This window comes from Cupriavidus sp. 05L310 (assembly GCF_056398185.1).
Genome location: NZ_JBFTOX010000040.1, coordinates 40,283 through 56,889, shown reverse-complemented (window position 1 = coordinate 56,889; position 16,607 = coordinate 40,283). Strand labels below are relative to the sequence as shown.

At 65.6% G+C, this 16,607-nt stretch carries 16 protein-coding genes and 2 pseudogenes; 7 read left to right on the top strand and 11 right to left on the bottom strand.

The window, feature by feature from the left end; genetic code table 11:
* Positions 1-92: 92 nt before the first annotated feature.
* A complete protein-coding gene (locus tag AC1DS6_RS26815; RefSeq protein WP_441628794.1) occupies positions 93-1,400 on the bottom strand; it encodes an efflux RND transporter periplasmic adaptor subunit in 1,308 nt (435 codons plus the stop codon).
* A gap of 139 nt (positions 1,401-1,539) precedes the next feature.
* Complete coding sequence (locus tag AC1DS6_RS26810) at positions 1,540-2,463, bottom strand: alpha/beta hydrolase (protein WP_441628792.1); 924 nt, start codon at positions 2,461-2,463, stop codon at positions 1,540-1,542.
* A gap of 328 nt (positions 2,464-2,791) precedes the next feature.
* On the opposite strand from AC1DS6_RS26810, the gene AC1DS6_RS26805 reads away from it, so the two are divergent.
* Complete coding sequence (locus AC1DS6_RS26805) at positions 2,792-3,748, top strand: LysR family transcriptional regulator (protein ID WP_441628790.1); 957 nt, start codon at positions 2,792-2,794, stop codon at positions 3,746-3,748.
* 12 nt (positions 3,749-3,760) lie between these two features.
* Here AC1DS6_RS26805 and AC1DS6_RS26800 read toward each other — a convergent pair whose 3' ends face one another.
* On the bottom strand, positions 3,761-4,225 hold the full coding sequence (locus tag AC1DS6_RS26800; RefSeq protein WP_477103510.1) for a RidA family protein: 465 nt from the start codon (positions 4,223-4,225) through the stop codon (positions 3,761-3,763).
* A gap of 117 nt (positions 4,226-4,342) precedes the next feature.
* Between AC1DS6_RS26800 and AC1DS6_RS26795 the strand changes: the two genes are divergently transcribed.
* Both AC1DS6_RS26795 and AC1DS6_RS26790 read left to right on the top strand, forming a co-directional pair.
* Positions 4,343-5,002, top strand: coding sequence for a helix-turn-helix transcriptional regulator (locus tag AC1DS6_RS26795; RefSeq protein WP_441628786.1), 660 nt, complete (start codon positions 4,343-4,345; stop codon positions 5,000-5,002).
* A 59-nt stretch (positions 5,003-5,061) separates the two neighbouring features.
* On the top strand, positions 5,062-5,883 hold the full coding sequence (locus tag AC1DS6_RS26790) for an alpha/beta hydrolase (RefSeq protein ID WP_441628784.1): 822 nt from the start codon (positions 5,062-5,064) through the stop codon (positions 5,881-5,883).
* Positions 5,884-6,028: 145 nt separating this feature from the next.
* Here AC1DS6_RS26790 and AC1DS6_RS26785 read toward each other — a convergent pair whose 3' ends face one another.
* Genes AC1DS6_RS26785 through AC1DS6_RS26775 form a run of 3 tightly spaced genes read right to left on the bottom strand, consistent with a single transcriptional unit; the run spans position 6,029 to position 10,943 of the window.
* Positions 6,029-7,000, bottom strand: a complete 972-nt coding sequence (locus tag AC1DS6_RS26785) for a Bug family tripartite tricarboxylate transporter substrate binding protein (protein ID WP_441628782.1) — start codon at positions 6,998-7,000, stop codon at positions 6,029-6,031.
* Positions 7,001-7,053: 53 nt separating this feature from the next.
* A complete protein-coding gene (locus tag AC1DS6_RS26780; protein ID WP_441628780.1) occupies positions 7,054-7,290 on the bottom strand; it encodes a pyroglutamyl-peptidase I family protein in 237 nt (78 codons plus the stop codon).
* A gap of 11 nt (positions 7,291-7,301) precedes the next feature.
* Complete coding sequence (locus AC1DS6_RS26775; RefSeq protein ID WP_477103509.1) at positions 7,302-10,943, bottom strand: hydantoinase B/oxoprolinase family protein; 3,642 nt, start codon at positions 10,941-10,943, stop codon at positions 7,302-7,304.
* Between the two features lie 23 nt (positions 10,944-10,966).
* Here AC1DS6_RS26775 and AC1DS6_RS26770 point away from each other — a divergent pair, with 23 nt between their 5' ends.
* Both AC1DS6_RS26770 and pstS read left to right on the top strand, forming a co-directional pair.
* Positions 10,967-11,443 (top strand): hypothetical protein, encoded by a 477-nt coding sequence (locus tag AC1DS6_RS26770; RefSeq protein WP_477103508.1) that lies wholly within the window; start codon positions 10,967-10,969, stop codon positions 11,441-11,443.
* A 94-nt stretch (positions 11,444-11,537) separates the two neighbouring features.
* Positions 11,538-12,569, top strand: a complete 1,032-nt coding sequence (pstS, locus tag AC1DS6_RS26765; protein WP_441628776.1) for a phosphate ABC transporter substrate-binding protein PstS — start codon at positions 11,538-11,540, stop codon at positions 12,567-12,569.
* 39 nt (positions 12,570-12,608) lie between these two features.
* Here pstS and AC1DS6_RS26760 read toward each other — a convergent pair whose 3' ends face one another.
* From AC1DS6_RS26760 to AC1DS6_RS26750, 3 genes and pseudogenes are all read right to left on the bottom strand, one after another.
* On the bottom strand, positions 12,609-12,863 hold the full coding sequence (locus AC1DS6_RS26760) for a hypothetical protein (RefSeq protein WP_441628774.1): 255 nt from the start codon (positions 12,861-12,863) through the stop codon (positions 12,609-12,611).
* A gap of 111 nt (positions 12,864-12,974) precedes the next feature.
* Positions 12,975-13,262, bottom strand: coding sequence for a XapX domain-containing protein (locus AC1DS6_RS26755; protein WP_441628772.1), 288 nt, complete (start codon positions 13,260-13,262; stop codon positions 12,975-12,977).
* Between the two features lie 333 nt (positions 13,263-13,595).
* A pseudogene (locus AC1DS6_RS26750) lies at positions 13,596-13,685 on the bottom strand (hydrolase); the annotation flags it as partial.
* Between the two features lie 337 nt (positions 13,686-14,022).
* Between AC1DS6_RS26750 and AC1DS6_RS26745 the strand changes: the two are divergent.
* Positions 14,023-14,565, top strand: coding sequence for a DUF2726 domain-containing protein (locus AC1DS6_RS26745; protein WP_477103507.1), 543 nt, complete (start codon positions 14,023-14,025; stop codon positions 14,563-14,565).
* A gap of 253 nt (positions 14,566-14,818) precedes the next feature.
* Positions 14,819-15,574 carry an NYN domain-containing protein gene (locus AC1DS6_RS26740; RefSeq protein WP_441628768.1) on the top strand — a complete coding sequence of 252 codons (756 nt, stop codon included), beginning with the start codon at positions 14,819-14,821 and terminating at the stop codon, positions 15,572-15,574.
* 48 nt (positions 15,575-15,622) lie between these two features.
* Here AC1DS6_RS26740 and AC1DS6_RS26735 read toward each other — a convergent pair.
* Together AC1DS6_RS26735 and AC1DS6_RS26730 are read right to left on the bottom strand one after the other, a co-directional pair.
* Positions 15,623-15,754: pseudogene (locus AC1DS6_RS26735) on the bottom strand (IS30 family transposase); the annotation flags it as partial.
* Positions 15,755-15,907: 153 nt separating this feature from the next.
* Positions 15,908-16,606, bottom strand: a complete 699-nt coding sequence (locus tag AC1DS6_RS26730; RefSeq protein ID WP_477103506.1) for a hypothetical protein — start codon at positions 16,604-16,606, stop codon at positions 15,908-15,910.
* Between the last annotated feature and the right edge of the window lies 1 nt (position 16,607).

The window sequence follows — 16,607 nt, the reverse complement described above, 5'->3', positions numbered from 1 at the left end:
CGCCCGCCCTCTCCCCCGGTTGCTCTCCCGCCATGCGGGAGAGCGAGCAAACCCTTGGCAGATTCAGCTCATGCGGCTCTTGCAGGATCGGCTCAGGTCACTGGTTTTCCATCGGCTGCCTTGTCCGTGGTTTTCTCCGTGGCCGCCTGCTTGCGGTCTGCCGATTCGGCACGTTGCTCCAGCTCGCGTTTGAACGCCATCTCGACCGGCTTGGGTGCGACCGTGACGCCGGGACGCACGCGCTGCAGCCCGTTGACCACGATCTTCTCGTCGGCCTTCAAACCCTGGCGGATTACGCGCAGCCCTTCGTACGACGGCCCGAGCGTGACTTCGCGGTAGGCCAGCTTGTTCGCGCTATCCAGTACCAGCACGAACTTCTTGCCCTGGTCGGTGCCGATGGCGCGGTCGTTGATCAGCACCACCGGGTGCGGCGAGCCGCCACCGAGCTTGATGCGCGCATACAGGCCCGGCAGCAGGCGGCCGTCCGGGTTGTCGAACACGGCCCGCACGCGGATGGTGCCGCTCTTGGTGTCGAGCCGGTTGTCCACCGACTGGATGCGGCCCTCGCGCGGATAATCCTCCTCGTTGGCCAGGCCCAGGAACACCGGCAACCTGGACTGCCCGCCTTGCGCGCCGGGCGCGCCACCGGCTGTATCCGCCTTATCTGACTTATCCGCTGTATTCGCCGTATTCGCCGTATAGCGCAGGTAGGTCTGCTCATCGAGTTCAAAGCTGGCGTACACCGGCGACACCGACACCACCGTGGTCAGCACCGGCGTGCCGGCACCGGCCGCCACCAGGTTGCCTACGGTGATCTCGGCACGCGATACGCGCCCGCTGACCGGGGCGGTGATCCGCGTATAGGCCAGGTTCAGCCGCGCCACCTCCAGCGAGGCCTGCGCGGCGCGCACATTGGCTACCGCTTCGCGGGCGCCGTTGTCGCGCTCGTCGAACTCGCGGCGCGATACCGCGTTGTCCTGCACCAGCCGCTGCGCGCGGGCCTGCTCAGTCTGCGCGTGGCTGGCACGCACTTGCGCGGCGGCCAGCGCGGCCTCGGCGCGCGCCACTTCGGCGGCGTAAGGGCGCGGGTCGATGGTGAAGAGCGGATCGCCCTTCTTCACCAGCGCGCCTTCGCGGAAGTGCACGGCGTCGATGGTGCCGCCGACCCTGGCGCGAATCTCCACACGGTCCACGGCTTCGAGACGGCCGGAGAACTCATCCCATTCGGTGATGGTCTTGCCCAGCGCGCTTGCCACGTCCACCGTGGCGGGCGCCGCCGGCGCGGGCACGGCCTGCGCCTCGCCGGCGTGCCAGGGCTTGAAGATCGAGGTGGCCAGGCCGGCGCCGAGCACAGCGACGATGGCCAGGGCAATCATGGTGCGTCGATATTGCTGATTCATTTTCTTGACTCCGTATTCCGTCTGCGGTTTTCTTCAACTGGAAAGCAAAAAATGGGACGAACGCCCCCGCCGGCGCGCGCAAAGGATCGCGCCCGGTACGCCTGCTATGCGCAGGCCGGCTTGGCTTTGTAATTCGGGATCAGCCGGGCGGGCTGGCTCCTGTCTGGCGTTCGGCCTTGGGCGAGGCGTCGTCGTCGCCGGCAAGATAGCCTTGCAGGTAGCGCGCGCCTTCGTTTATCCACACCTGACATCGGTCGTGGGATTCTTCCACGCCGGCGCCACAGGCACCGGCCATGATTCGGGCTTCGGACGGCACGCCGGCCGTCAGCAGGCGGCCGGCGAAGGCTTCGCCTTCGGCACGCAGCGCATCTTCCTCGGCCACCTGGATCAGTGTGGGCGGCAGGCCGGCCAGCCGCGAGGCAAGGGCCGGGGCCGCGTAGGGGTGCACGCTGGCGGCCGGGGTAGGCAGGTAATCGCGGTAGTACCCGGCCAGCCGCTGCAGCATTTCCAGCGGCACGCTGCGCCCGCCTTGCCCCACCGCGCACGACGCGTGCTGCAGGCAGGGATCGGTAACCGGGCGGATCAGCCACTGCGCGCGCGGCTCCGGCAAGCCGCGGTCGCGCAGCATCTGCGACAGCGCGATCGCCAGGTTGCCGCCCGCCTCCTCACCCACCACGGCAAAGCGCAGCTTGTCCACCTTGAGGCGGCGCGCATGGCGCAACACCCACTCTGCGGTATGGAACGCATCTTCCGGCGCCGCAGGGAACGGGAAATCGGGGGCCAGCGAGTATGCCGGCGTCACCACCACCGCGGGTACCGTGCCGGCCAGTGAGCGTGCCAGGCGCTGGGACTTCTCCAGGCTGGCGTCGACAAAGCCACCGGCGTGCAGGTAGATCAGCCAGGGCAGCAGCGGCGCCGCCTTGCCCGCCGGATAGCCCGGCGGGTAGCTCAGGCGCACCGCGATCGTGCGGCCGCTGCTTTCCACCGTATGCTCGGTCGTGTGCCCCTCGGCCAGTTCGGCTGCGGAGGCTGCTGCTGCGGATTTCGGTTGCGTGGGCGACATGGCGGTGACTTGTTGCGCGCTAACGGGTGCACTAACGGGTACGTTAACGGCGCCTCCATTGCATATTGCGATGCAGCGAATTATGGTGGTTGATAAAGGTGGGATAAAGCGAGGCTTTGCCAATGCACTGTTTCTCAGGTGGAATAATCGCGGTTTCCGCGATCGGGAAACCCTTCGCTATGCAAGGTCATCCGTTTTGTGATCCACTCCCGCACTTCCGCATCCGCGCCACACGCGCAACCCGTCATGCGCCTGGCCGGGGCGCACCCCATTCGGGTGCCTGCCCTGCCGGCCAGACCTGCCTGTTTCCTTATCCGGGGGAGTGAACATGGATCGTCTCGTATCAATGCAGGCATTTACCCGCGTGGTGGATGTAGGCAGCTTTGCGCGGGCGGCCGAGTCGCTGGACCTGCCCAAGGCCACGCTCACGCGCCTGATCCAGAACCTGGAAACGCACCTGGGCGTCAAGCTGCTGCACCGGACCACCCGGCGCATCAGCGTCACCACCGACGGCGCCGCCTATTACGAACGCTGCGTGCGGATCCTGGCGGACGTGGAAGAGGCCGAGCAATCGCTCACCCACCAGAACAACACGCCACGCGGCACGCTGTGCGTTGACACCACCGCCGGGCTGGCGCAACTGGTACTGATCCCCAGGCTGCATGAGTTCTTCGCCGCGTATCCCGAGCTGAAGATGGAGCTGACCATCAACGGCAAACCCATCGACCTGCTCAAGGAGGGCGTGGACGTGGTGCTGCGCGTGGGCGATCCGGTGGACGACACCATGGTGGCGCGCCGCATCGGGCAACTCCGGCTGGGCTTCTACGCCTCGCCGCTTTATCTCAAGAGCCACGGCACGCCCACCCAGCCCAGCGACCTGGTGCAGCACAAGGCCGTGAATTACCTGTCCAATCGCACCGGCCGCGAGATGCCGTGGCCGATGGGAGCGGGCGAGCAACGCACGGAAATGCTGCTGCCCTCGGCCATTTCCACCAACGACGCCGACGTCTACCTGGCCTGCGCGCTGGAAGGCCACGGGATTGCGCGCATCTCGCGCGTGATGGCGCTGCCGTATGTGGAAAGCGGCCGGCTGGTGGAGGTGCTCGCCGACTGGCCCACCGACTCGCTGCCGATCGCCGCCATGTATCCGCAGAACCGCCACCTGTCGGCCAAGGTGCGCGTCTTCGTCAACTGGGCAGCCGAGCTGTTCGCGCGCCATCCGCATTTCGGGGAAACACAGGCTGGGCCGGCCCGGCAACCCCAGCCGCCCAAACTGGCGGCCTGAACGCGCCACGGGCTAGGTCGCGCTGGCCGTGGCGGATACGTTGGACGCATCCGCCACGGCCAGCGCTTCCACCTCGAACAACATCCCGTCGAGCGCCAGCCGCGGCACCGGGATCAGCGTGCAGGCCGGCTTGGGCGCATCGCCCCAGGCCCGCGCCAGCACCTCCGCCAGCACGCGCAGGCGCGCCTCATCGTGATCCACCACCAGTACGGTCAGCCTGGCAACCTGGTGCAAGTGCGAGCCGGCGGCGGCCAGCGCCACGCGCAGGTTGTCCAGCGCCTGCCGCACCTGCGCCTCGAAACTGTCCGGCAAGCTGCCGTCCGCCCGCTCGCCGCCCTGCCCGGCCACGCAGATCAGGCTTGCGCCGGGCGCCACCAGCGCCACATGGGAATAACCGTTGGCGCTCGGATCGTAGAGACCGAGGGGATTGAGCATGGTGAGCTGGCGCTTGGCGGGATGCGTGAGTGAGGCTGACATGGATGCAGTTTCCTTTTTCGGTGGCAATGCGCTGCTTGGCCGCATGCGGGACAGGCTCGACAAGGCTGCCCGCCTGCCCTAATATCCAAGAACGTTTTTGGATATTAGGCGCGCCGCATGAATTACACAACAGAAAGCTTGGATAACCCTACTGGTTCTCCGGGTGATCGCATCCTGTTCCTGCTGAAGACCAAGGGCGCGGCCTCGACCACGCAGATCGCGCAGGCGCTCGGCGGTACCGCGGAAGCCGCGCGCCAGCAGGTGCAGAAGCTGCTCGCCGCCGGACTGATCGAAGGCCGCCAGCAAAGCGCCAGCGGTGCCGGACGGCCGCGCCAGGACTGGACCCTGACTGCCAGCGGCCACGGGCGCTTTCCCGATACCCATGCGCAGCTCACCATCCAGTTGATCGGCTCGGTGCGGCAGTTGTTCGGGGAGGAAGGGCTGGACAAGCTGATCGGCCAGCGCGAAGCGGAAACCCGCCAGCAATACCTTGCCGCCGTCGCCGGCCAGGAGCAGCTCGCGCAGCGGCTGGCGACCCTTGCCGCGCTACGCCAGGCCGAAGGCTATATGGCACGCCTGGAGCAGGACGGGGCGGACTGGCTGCTGATCGAAGACCATTGCCCGATCTGCGCCGCGGCGCGGACCTGCCAGGGATTCTGCCGGGCCGAGCTGCGGATCTTCCAGGAAGTCGCCGGCAGCGAGGCGACGGTCACGCGCGAGGAACACCTGCTCAGCGATGCGCGCCGCTGCGTGTACCGGGTCAGGGCCGCGGCATAGGTTGCCGGGGGACAAACAGCAAGCAAACGGAAAGCAAACAGAAACCGGAGACCCAGCCCATGCCCCGCCGCCACGCAAACATGCCGATGGGATTGCTGCGTCAAGCCGCATTCTGCGCCACCCTGCTGCTCTGCGCGCTGGTGGCGCGGGCACAGCCGGCGCCGGCACAGGTCGTCGATATCCCGACCCGTCCCGGCGTGACGCAGCGCTTCCTCTACCTCGCGCCCGCGCAGCCCAAGGCCGCCGTGATCCTCTACGCGGGCGGCCACGGCGGCCTGCAGATTTATCCCAATGGCAGCCTGGGCTGGGGTGCCGGCAACTTCCTGGTGCGCGCACGCCAGCTCTTCGTCGACAACGGGCTGGCAGTTGCGGTCATCGACGCACCCAGCGACCACCTGACCTCCCCCTTCCTGAACGGCTTCCGCCAGTCCGCCGAGCATGCCGAGGACGCCAGGGCCGTGATCGCCTGGATGCGCGGCCATACCAGCCTGCCCGTATGGCTGGCCGGCACCAGCCGCGGTACGCAGTCGGTGGCCGCCATCGCCATCCGGCTCGCGGACGGCGGCGGCCCCGACGGCATCGTGCTGACCTCCACCATCCTTCGCGAGGAACGCGGCCGCCCGGTGCCGGCGATGGACCTCGGCAAGATCAAGGTGCCCGTGCTGGTCGTGCACCACGAGCAGGACGGCTGCAAGCTCTGCCCGTTCAGCGACGTACAGGGACTGATGGACAAGCTCGCCAAGACGCCCAAGGCCGGCCTGATCCAGTTCGATGGCGGCAACAACGTGGGCGACCCTTGCGAAGCCATGGCGTATCACGGCTTCAACGGCATCGAGCCGCAGGTAGTGCAGGCGGTGGCGAGGTGGATCGGGGAGCGGTAGGCGCGAGGTTGGGGCTGCACCCGCCAGGATAGGCAAGTGACATTGCCGGCGGAGCACGCGCCGGCGCGTTACCCGTTACCCGTTACCCGTTACCCGTTAATTTCCCGGGGCCGCGCGCAGTGCCGCGCCCGCCCCCGGCGTGCTGTCACTCGGCCTGGATGCCAGCCGCCTGCACGATGCGGCGGTACTTATCCGTTTCCGCGGAGATGAACTCGGCAAACGATGCGGGGCTGCCGCCGACGATCCGGTAGCCGGCCTCGGTCAGGCGCGCCTGCACATCGGGCTGGCGCAGCACCTGGCCGACTTCGCGGTTCAGCAGATCGACCACTTCCGGCGGCGTCTTTGCCGGCGCCAACAGGCCCGACCAGACGCCCATGTCGACCGATTCCAGCCCGCGCGTTTCGCTGACCGTGGGCACCTGCGGCATCGCAGCGGCGCGGCGCTTTTCACTGAGCGCGATGGCGCGCATGCCGCCGGACTTCACATGGGCCTGGGCGCCGGACAAGGTCACCACCGCCAGGTCCAGTTGCTTGCCCAGCAGATCGTTGATGATGGGAGCCGCGCCCTTGTAGGGCACGTGGAACAGTTTCACCTTGGCATCGAGATTGATCAGTTCGCCCATCAGGTGCTGGGGCGTGCCGACGCCGGCAGTGCCGTAGTTCAGCTTGCCGGGGTTGGCCCGGGCCAGCGCCAGCACCTCGTCCATGGTGCGCGCGGACAGACTGTTGCTGCCGACCAGGACCAGGGGCTGGGTGCCGACCAGCGCCACCGGCGCAAGGTCGCGCTGGCCGTCGTAGCGGATCTTCGGATTGGTCAGGCGTGCGATCGACACTTCGCTGCCGGAGCCCAGCAGCAGCGTATAGCCATCCGGCGCGGCTGCCACCACCTTGGCGGCGCCAATGGTGCCGCTGGCGCCGCCGACGTTCTCCACCACCACCGGCTGCTTCAACCGCGTCGACAGCTTCGCGGCAACGGTGCGGGCGACGAAATCGGCGGCGCCACCGGCCGCGTAAGGCACCACGATCACCACCGGCTTGGTGGGGAAATCGGCAGCGAGCGCGGGCGCGCACAAGGTCGCGAACGCGGCACACGCGGCCAGCCATTGCTTCACAAACATGGGGATATCTCCTGAAAAAAGCGCCGCGTACGGCAAAGGGCACGACTATAGATTCAATGAAGGGCGCCGTAACCGATAGCGGCGTGCGATCCCGGAGGCAGCGCGGCGGCCATCCGCTCGATCGGCAGGGTGGAAAAGCCGGTCGATGGGCTAGTGGCCGCATTGTCGGGAATGCGCGCAACCGAGCGCGCATTCCCGATGCACACCCCGTCCAGGGCCCGCGCCACTTCCCACGATGCGTTGATGCTGTCGGCACCGAAGGGTTGGAAGCCGGTTACAAGCACGCTCATCGCTCGCCCCCTCAGGCAGCGCCGCCGCCAAAGCCGCCGCCGCCCGGGGTGTGGATCTCGAACACATCCCCCGGCTGCATCTCCGCCTGGCCGATATGGTCCAGCGGCTCGATGCGGCCATCGGCCCGCACCACCCGGTTGATACCCGGCGCGCCGGCCTGCCCCCCGGCCATGCCGAAGGCACCATGGTGGCGACCGTTGGACAGGATGCTGGCGGTCATCGGCTCCAGGAAACGCACCCGGCGCACGCCGCCGTTGCCGCCCTTCCAGCGGCCGGCGCCGCCCGAACCCTCGCGGATGCGGTAGCCCTCCAGCCGGACCGGGAAGCGGAACTCCAGCACTTCCGGGTCGGTCAGGCGCGAGTTGGTCATATGGGTCTGCACCACGCTGCTGCCGTGGAAGCCGCCCGCCAGCTGGCCGGTCTCGTCATGGAACCCGCCCGCGCCGCTGCCGCCCGAGATGGTCTCGTAGTACTGGTAGCGCGCGTTGCCGAACGTGAAATTGTTCATCGTGCACTGCCCCGCCGCCATCAGCCCCAGCGCGCCGTACAGCGCATTGGTGATACAGGTGGAGGTTTCCACATTGCCCGCCACCACCGAAGCCGGCGGATTGGGATTGAGCATCGAGCCCGGCGGAATGACCACCTGCAGGGGTTTCAGGCAGCCGGCGTTGAGCGGGATATCGTCCTGCACCAGCGTACGGAAGACATAAAGCACGGCCGCCATGCACACCGCGCGCGGCGCATTGAAGTTATTGGCCTGCTGGGCACTGGTGCCGGTGAAGTCGATCACGGCGCTGCGCGCGGCGGCATCCACCCGCACCGACACGCGGATCTGCGCGCCGTTGTCCAGCGGCAGCGTAAACTCGCCGTCGCGCAGCCGCGTGATGACCCGCCGCACCGATTCCTCGGCGTTGTCCTGCACATGGCGCATATAGGCCTGCACCACGTCGAGCCCGAACTCGTCCACCATGCGGCGCAGTTCCTGCGCCCCCTTCTCGTTGGCCGCCACCTGCGCGCGCAGGTCGGCCATGTTCTGCTGCGGATTGCGCGACGGATATTCGCCGCTGCGCAGCAGGGCCAGCATCTCGCCCTCGCGAAGCCGGCCTGCCTCGACCAGCTTGAAGTTCTGGATCTGCACGCCCTCCTCTTCGATGCGCGTCGAGAACGGCGGCATCGAGCCCGGCGTGGTGCCGCCGATATCGGCGTGGTGCCCGCGCGATCCCACATAGAAGGTGGGCTCGGCGCCTTCGCCCACGTACACCGGCGTGATGACGGTGATGTCGGGCAGGTGCGTGCCACCGTGGTAGGGGTCGTTCAGCACGTAGACATCACCCGGGCGCATGCGCCCGGCGTTGCCGTCGATCACCGCCTTGATGCTCTCGCCCATCGAACCCAGGTGCACCGGCATATGCGGCGCATTCGCAATCAGGTTGCCGGCGGCGTCGAACAGGGCGCAGCTGAAATCCAGCCGCTCCTTGATGTTGACCGAGTAGGCGGTGTTCTGCAGTTGCAGCCCCATCTGCTCGGCGATATTCATGAAGAGGTTGTTGAACACCTCCAGCAGCACCGGGTCCACCGTGGTGCCGGCGGCGGTCAGCGCCGGCCGCGCCATCGTGCGTTCGAGCATCAGGTGATCCAGCGCCGTCAGGCTGGCCTGCCAGCCGGGCTCGACCACGGTGGTGGCGTTCTTCTCGGCGATGATGGCCGGGCCGGCCAGCACATCGCCCGGCCGCATGTCCTCGCGCACCACCAGCGCGGCGTCCTGCCACGCCGGCGCGCCGTCGGTGCCCGCGGTGAACATCGGCACGGTGCCGCGCCGTGGCACCTCGCGCACCGGATGCAGCGGGTGTGCGCGCTCGGCCGGCGCATCGCCCGGCACCACGGCCTCGACCGACACCGCCTCCACCACCAGGCCCTTGCCCTGCATCAGGAAGGCGAAGCGCTGGCGGTAAGCCGACTCGAAACCCCGCACGATCTGGTCCAGATCGCCGTGTGGCACTACCAGGGCCGCATCGCTGCCTTCGTAGCGCACGTGCACGCGCCGGTGCACCGCGACCGGTGCATCCCCCGCCGCCTGGCGCCGCAACTCGGTCTGCGCGGCCTCGGCCAGTTGCCCCAGGGCCGCGTCGATCGCGGGCAACGCCGCCGCGTCTAGGCGGGTTTCCACCGCCTGCTCGCGGATCACGTTCTGGTCGGCCAGGCCCATGCCATAGGCCGACAGCACGCCCGCCAGCGGGTGCACGAACACGCGCGTCATGCCCAGCGCATCGGCCACCAGGCAGGCATGCTGGCCGCCCGCGCCGCCGAAGCACTGCAGCGTATAGCGCGTCACGTCATAGCCGCGCGCCACCGAGATCTTCTTGATGGCGTTCGCCATCTGCTGCACCGCGATCTGGATAAAGCCGTGCGCCACCTCCTCGGCCTGGCGGCCGCTCTCGCGCGCCAGCGTGCCGAAACGCTCGCGCACCACCTCCGCGTCGAGCGGCTGGTCGGCGCCGTGGCCGAACACGTGCGGGAACCAGGCCGGCTGGATCTTGCCCAGCATCACGTTGGCATCGGTGACCGCCAGCGGCCCACCGCGCCGATAGCTGGCCGGGCCGGGGTTGGCCCCCGCGCTTTCCGGCCCCACGCGAAAGCGCGCGCCGTCGAAGGTCAGGAGCGAACCGCCGCCGGCCGCCACGGTATGGATGCTCATCATCGGCGCGCGCATGCGCGCGCCCGCCACCTGCGTCTCGAACTCGCGCTCAAATTCTCCCGCGTAGTGGCTGACATCGGTCGAGGTACCGCCCATGTCGAAGCCGATCACGCGCGCCTGGTCCGCCAGCCCCGCGGTGCGCGCCATGCCGACGATGCCGCCAGCCGGGCCGGACAAGATGGCGTCCTTGCCCTGGAACGCCTGCGCATCGGTCAGGCCGCCGGAGGACTGCATGAACAGCAGCCGCACGCCTGGCATCTCGCCGGCCACCTGGTCCACGTAGCGGCGCAGGATCGGCGACAGGTAAGCATCGACCACGGTGGTATCGCCACGGCTGACGAACTTCATCATCGGGCTGGTCTCGTGCGAGGTGCTGACCTGGGTGAAGCCGACCTCGCGTGCCAGGCGCGCCGCGGCCTGCTCGTGGGCGGCATAGCGGTAGCCGTGCATGAAGACGATGGCCGCGCTGCGCAGCCCTGCATCGTAGGCGGCCCACAGCCGCTCGCGCAGGTGGTCCTGGTCCAGCGGCTCGACGACATCGCCGTGCGCGCCGATGCGCTCCTGGGCCTCGATCACCCGGCTGTAGAGCAGTTCCGGCAGCACGATATGGCGATCGAACAGCCGCGGCCGGTTCTGGTAGGCGATGCGCAGCCCGTCGCGGAAGCCGCGCGTGGTGATCAGCAGCGTCGGTTCGCCCTTGCGTTCCAGCAAGGCATTGGTGGCCACCGTGGTGCCCATCTTCACGCATTCGACCAGGTCCGCCGTCACCGGCTTGCCCGACGCCAGGCCCAGCAGGTGGCGGATGCCGGCCACCGCCGCGTCGCGGTACTGCTCCGGGTTTTCCGACAGCAGCTTGTGCGTGACGAGGGTACCGTCGGGACGGCGCCCCACCACATCGGTGAAGGTACCTCCACGGTCGATCCAGAACTGCCAGCGGGGAAGGATTGCGTTTGCCATGATGTGTGCCAGTACGAGTGGGAATGCCCGTGCAGTATATCCACGATTTGTCGATAAATTGGCAACGTTTTGCACCATTTGAACCGGGGGATTTCCCTAGGTGGTCGTGCATCACGATGCAGGACGGCTGCAAGCTCTGCCCGTTCCGCGAAGTACAGGGACTGATGGACAAGCTCGCCAAGACGCCCAAGGCCGGCCCGCAACAACTTGGGCGGCCCTTGCGAAGCCTAGGCGTATCGCGCCTCTATGCGGCTTCATGCGGTTTCATGCGGCAGGCGGTGCAGGCGGCGGCGAGATGGATCGGGGAGCGCGCCGCGCGAGCTTGCCGGTGCATCAGGTTTGATCCGATGCGCGAACACCTTTGCACGATTTTTTCGCTATGCGTCCAATGCGCGCACAACAGCAAGAATTCGAACACGGTGTATGACATTTTCGTGACAGCGCCGCGCGAATTCGAAAAAAACGCCTTGCCGGCTGCGCGGGACCAGGTGCTAGGATAAGCAAGTGACCTCCTCGGCGGAGCATGCACCGGCGCATTCCCCGTTCTCCGTTACTCGTTACCCACTCCCGATCCGCCGGCATGGAGGTTGCGATATGACTGGATCCCTGTTCTTTCGGAACACGTGGCGCCAAGCCACCCTCGCATGCGCGCTCGCGGGCTTTGCACTCGCTGCGCACGCTGGCGACATCACCGGCGCAGGTTCCACCTTCGTCTACCCCTTGCTGGTCAAATGGGCGGCCACGTATCACACCAAGACAGGCCAGGAGGTGAACTACCAGCCCACGGGTTCGGGCAACGGCATCCGGCAGATCAAGGCAGCCAATGTCACCTTCGGTGCCTCGGACATGCCCCTCAAGCCGGATGAATTGCGCGCTGCCGGGCTGGCGCAGTTTCCGCTGGTGATCGGCGGCGTGGTGCCGATTGTGAACCTGGATGGCGTCGCGGCGGGCCAGATTCGCTTTACCGGCCAGTTGCTGGCGGATATCTACCTCGGCAAGATCGCCAACTGGAACGACCCCGCCATCAGCGCAATCAACCCCGGCATTCACTTCCCCGACCAAAAGATCCTGGTCGTGCATCGCAGTGACAGTTCGGGAACGACGTTCAACTGGGCCGACTATCTGTCCAAGGTCAGCGGCGAATGGAAGAACGCCGTGGGTGCCGGCACGGTGGTCAAATGGCCCACCGGCGTCGGGGCCAACGGCAACGACGGTGTGGCCACTTATATCAAGAATGTCAAAGGGGCGATTGGCTATGTCGAACTGACTTACGCCCTGCAACGCAAACTGCCTTACGCAGTAATGCAAAACAGAGACGGCGCGTACGTCAGCCCTTCACGTGAGAGTTTCAGCGCGGCGGTGGCATCCGTGAACTGGACCCAGCAAACGGATTTCTACCAGGTCATCACGGACGCGCCCGGCACGCAGGCGTGGCCCATTGCCGGCGCCGTGTTCGTGATCATGCCGAAAGTCCCCAAGGATCAGGCAAGCGCACAGGGTGCGCTTGCCTTCTTCAAATGGGCACTCAACGACGGGCAGGCCGACGCCGCTGCCGAGCACTATGTGGCGCTGCCACCCGGACTGGTCAAGCAGATCGAAACCTACTGGCGCGACAACTTCAAGTAAGCCTGGCAAGTCACGCAAGCGGGCAAGGGGATGCGCCGGTCAATGCTCGGTACTGCCGGCCCTGGAGCTCCAGTCGGTGTGATCGGACAGATAGTGCCTGTAGGCGTACTCGACCTCGGCATCGGCGTCCTCATGCGCCTGCAGCGGATTGTCCCAGCATTTCGCGCAGGTGTGCCGCGAGGAGGCCGCCGGCTGTACGCCCGCCGTGAATGTCACAAAGCCCCGGTAACGCCCCCATGGCAGTTCCTCGACAGAAGTGACGATAAAAAGATCGCCGCGCTGGTATGTCGCCATGACTGCGCTCCTGCATGCTGAAAAGGGAAATTCATTCTAGCAGCGGCGCATGGGATCACAACCCCCGCATTGTTCTTCGCTGATGCAAATCAAAATGCCGCGTCGCCCGGATCACGTGCCGTCCTTCTCTCCCGCGGTGGGCGCCGCCGCAGTCACTGCCTTCGGAGACTCAGGGGGCGCACCGCTGATCTTCGGGATGCACTCGGAACGGAACCACGCCACGGTGATCGGTTCCCCGGCCATGATGCGCCTGGCGGTCGGCACGACCTGCTCCCCGATCAGCATGCCAAGCAAGCCGACCAGGGCAATGGCGGGCGGAGCTGGCGAGCGGACCTGCAACAGCGCATAGATGATGCCAACCAGGATTCCCGCGCCTAGCGAAACCAGATAGAGCTTCATGACTTTCCTCCTTGGTAGTGTTGCGTGCCACACCGCCAGTCATGTCAGGCGGCGCACCGCCGGCGTAGCGAAACGAGTGGGCAACGCAACGATGGCCCTCGCTCAGAACGCCCGGCAGGGGCAGCCGAACGCGCCGCGCCGCGGCTGGTAGCCGCCTAATGCGCGCACCGGCGCCCAGTCCGGCATGGCCGGCGGTTCCTGGGCTTCTGCATGAAAAGGTTGTAGGCCAGCCGGATGGTCAGCAGGCCCTCGGCATGCGGGGACTCGAGTGTCGTGAACCGCCCGTTCATCAGGATCAGTTCGGGCCTGGAAGGCTGATGCATGGCAACGCTCCTGCACCCCGAATGCCATCTGCGGCAGGTGATCGATGAAGATCAGCTGGCAGTTCTGTGGGGTCAGTACTTCGAGCCTGGGATTCGTCATGATGTTCTCCGGGGACAGCAGGTTTCAGGCGAGGCAGCCTCGCCGGGATCAGTGTTCCGGATTGCGCGCCATGTGCGCTCGCGGGAAGCGGGGTGAAGTTCGCCTCGCGCGCGGAGCCTAACTAATATAGGAAGTCTTTTCGGGCGGACCAGTTTTTCTTGTCTTCGCCGCATTGCGGGACGGGAGAGCCGGGACGGCCGGGGTAACGGTCTAGTTCAGGGATCGGTCCGACGGCTGAGTTCGGGCAGGAGCGGGCCTCCGCTTGCACCCAGGCCATAGCGGCATTGCCAGCTTCCTGAGTTAATATCTCCCGAATAAGAAAAAATCCGGGGGTCAAATGAAAGCGCTGTTCGCTGTCGCCGTGCTGTTCGCGGTCGGGCTGTTTCTTCTCGCACTACTCAAGGTGAAGCGGGGTGGTGCCCCTGCCACAGCAACTTCGGGATATCTGTTTGCCCGAAGAGCGCCATTCATGCGTAATGATGAGATTGAGTTATATGACAGGCTCGTTATGGCGCTGAGAAACGCACATGTCTTTCCCCAGGTGTCCATGTCGGCCTTTGTTCAGCATAAGGGCAAGGCGCAGGCTGCACGGAATATGTTTTCGCAAAAGTACGTGGACTATCTTGTCTGCGAACGTAAGACAATGCGGCCGCTGTATGTCATTGAGCTTGATGGGGCTTCTCATGGGTCGGCCAAGGCGCGCAAGCGTGATGCGCAGAAGGATCAGGTGCTGGCGTCGGCGGGGATTCCTATCAAGCGGTATACATCCAAGGACGTGGATTTCACGGTCATTCTTGGGGACTATGTTTCGGTGACTAGCCCCGCACTGCCTCCAGATACTGTCGCTGTGACTCCTGGAGGTATCGCTCAACAGCGCTAGGCGCAACCTTGCGCAAGGCACCAGAAAGGACGCCCAACACCAATTCTCAGATATTGTCCTTGGCACCCCGCTTTGGAGCCGCCGCTGAGCGGAGCCTGGCGACCGAAAATCCTATTCCTGCTGCCATGGGTGCGGAAATTACCAGGCCGAAAACCGGCTTTCGGCCAAAACATGCTCCCTTCCGCCCAGGAAAAAACATGCTGCTTCCGCCTTCAGGCTGGCTGGTGAGCGAGACGAAAAGTGAGAGAGATAAATGGCGAATCAAGTAACCACGGGGGAAGTGCGTGTCGCGGTGCTGGTGGATTGCGACAATACGACGCCTGAGATTCTCGAACATGCCCTGCGCGTAGTCGCGCAGTTTGGCCGCGTAGTGCTGCGCAGGGGCTATGGCAACCACGCCACGCTGGCAAACAAATGGCAGGATGCGCTCGTGCGTCTGGCCTTCACGCCTTGCCTGCAATACCAGTATGCAGCCGGGAAGAATACAGCCGACATTGCCTTGGCACTCGACGCGATGGAAGCCATGTTCGATTCCCGCGCCGATACTTTCTGCCTGGTCACCAGCGATTCGGACTTTGCATACCTGTGCCGGAAGCTGAGGGAGCGTGGTGCTACGGTGCATATCGTGGGAGAAGCAAAGACACCCGACGCGCTTCGCAATGCCAGCGACCAGTTTTTCGAATGGGTTCCGCCCGAGCCGGCAGGCGAACCGGTAGATCCTGCCAAGCCGAAGATTGCTGTTGCGCCTAAACCATCTGTAAAGCGCCGTCCGAAGGCCGTGATCAATGCGGTCGCACTACTGGCCGGGGGCACGCCTGATGGACGGGTTGGACTGGGGGCGTTGGGACAGTATCTTAAACGGACTGATCCTGCATTTTCACCCAAGGCATTTGGGCATGCGGCATTGTCGGATATGGTGCGGACGTATCCTGATCTCCTTATGGATCAGCCAAATGGGACCGGAATTTGGGTTAGTTTTAGGCCGAAGGGGGATGGAGGGGAAATTTGAATTGAATAGGCGTGCGCACAGGGAATATGACCGCAACCGGCTGCGGATTCAACCGGACGATGCAACGGTTGAAGAAATCGTTCGGCGGGGGGTTTCATAGTTCAGGGTTTTCCGCTGAAGCTCATTCAACCGCCTCGCCACGGCGTTGAGTTTGGCCTGTGAATACGCCGAAAGATCGATCTCCCTGGAGTCGACCACGCCAGACGCTGCGTCGTGGTTTGCTCTGGCAACGCGTGCTTGCGCATACGCTACGGCGCCCGGACAAACGTTGCAGGTTGATGCGACCGAAATCACTTGGTCAGGATTGAAGCAATAGGGCAGCCGCACCACGCCTTACTGTTTAGGCAACAAGTCCTGCAGGTCACGCAAGCTGGGAGCCGCGTTTGGTGCTTGCGAAGAGTACACCGGCGCGGCCGGCAGGCCGGGAGCGCCCGACCCAGGCTTGGGGACGGCGGCGGGGTCCAGCCGGCCATTCTGGCCAAGCGTGATCTGGCTGCAGCCGGGCAGAATGCCGTCTTTTTTCAGGCTGTTGGTGATATCTATGGCCAGCACCGCCCCCCGCTCTTCAATAGCGATCGCGGTACCGCCACGGCTGAAGGAGAAATTTCCCCGCCACACGGCCCGGCTCTGTTTGACGTCCCTGAGCGTGGCGCCATAGCTGGCAGAAAGGCGCGCGCCGCCTTGACCGCTGACGACGCCGCCGCCATGGCTGATCGTCAGGATGGTGTCGGCGCCGAACGCATTGGCCCTGGCTAATGGTCCGTTCTGGTCCAGTTCCAGGCCAGAGACCTCTTCGAAGCTGGTATTTGTCCCGCACTGCCTGGCAATCTGCTGGAACTTGGAACGAAACGCACCGGAGAACTCCGGGCCCCAGCCCATGCCAGCGCTGGAAATCACATATAGACGGACCGGCCGCCCCTGGTAGTCCATCGCGCGATTGGTGACCGCGACGGTAGGAGCCGCGCAGGCGCTGACAACCAGCGTGGCGAAAAACAGGATAGAGACAAGCGAACCACGGGATGTGCCAGTCATT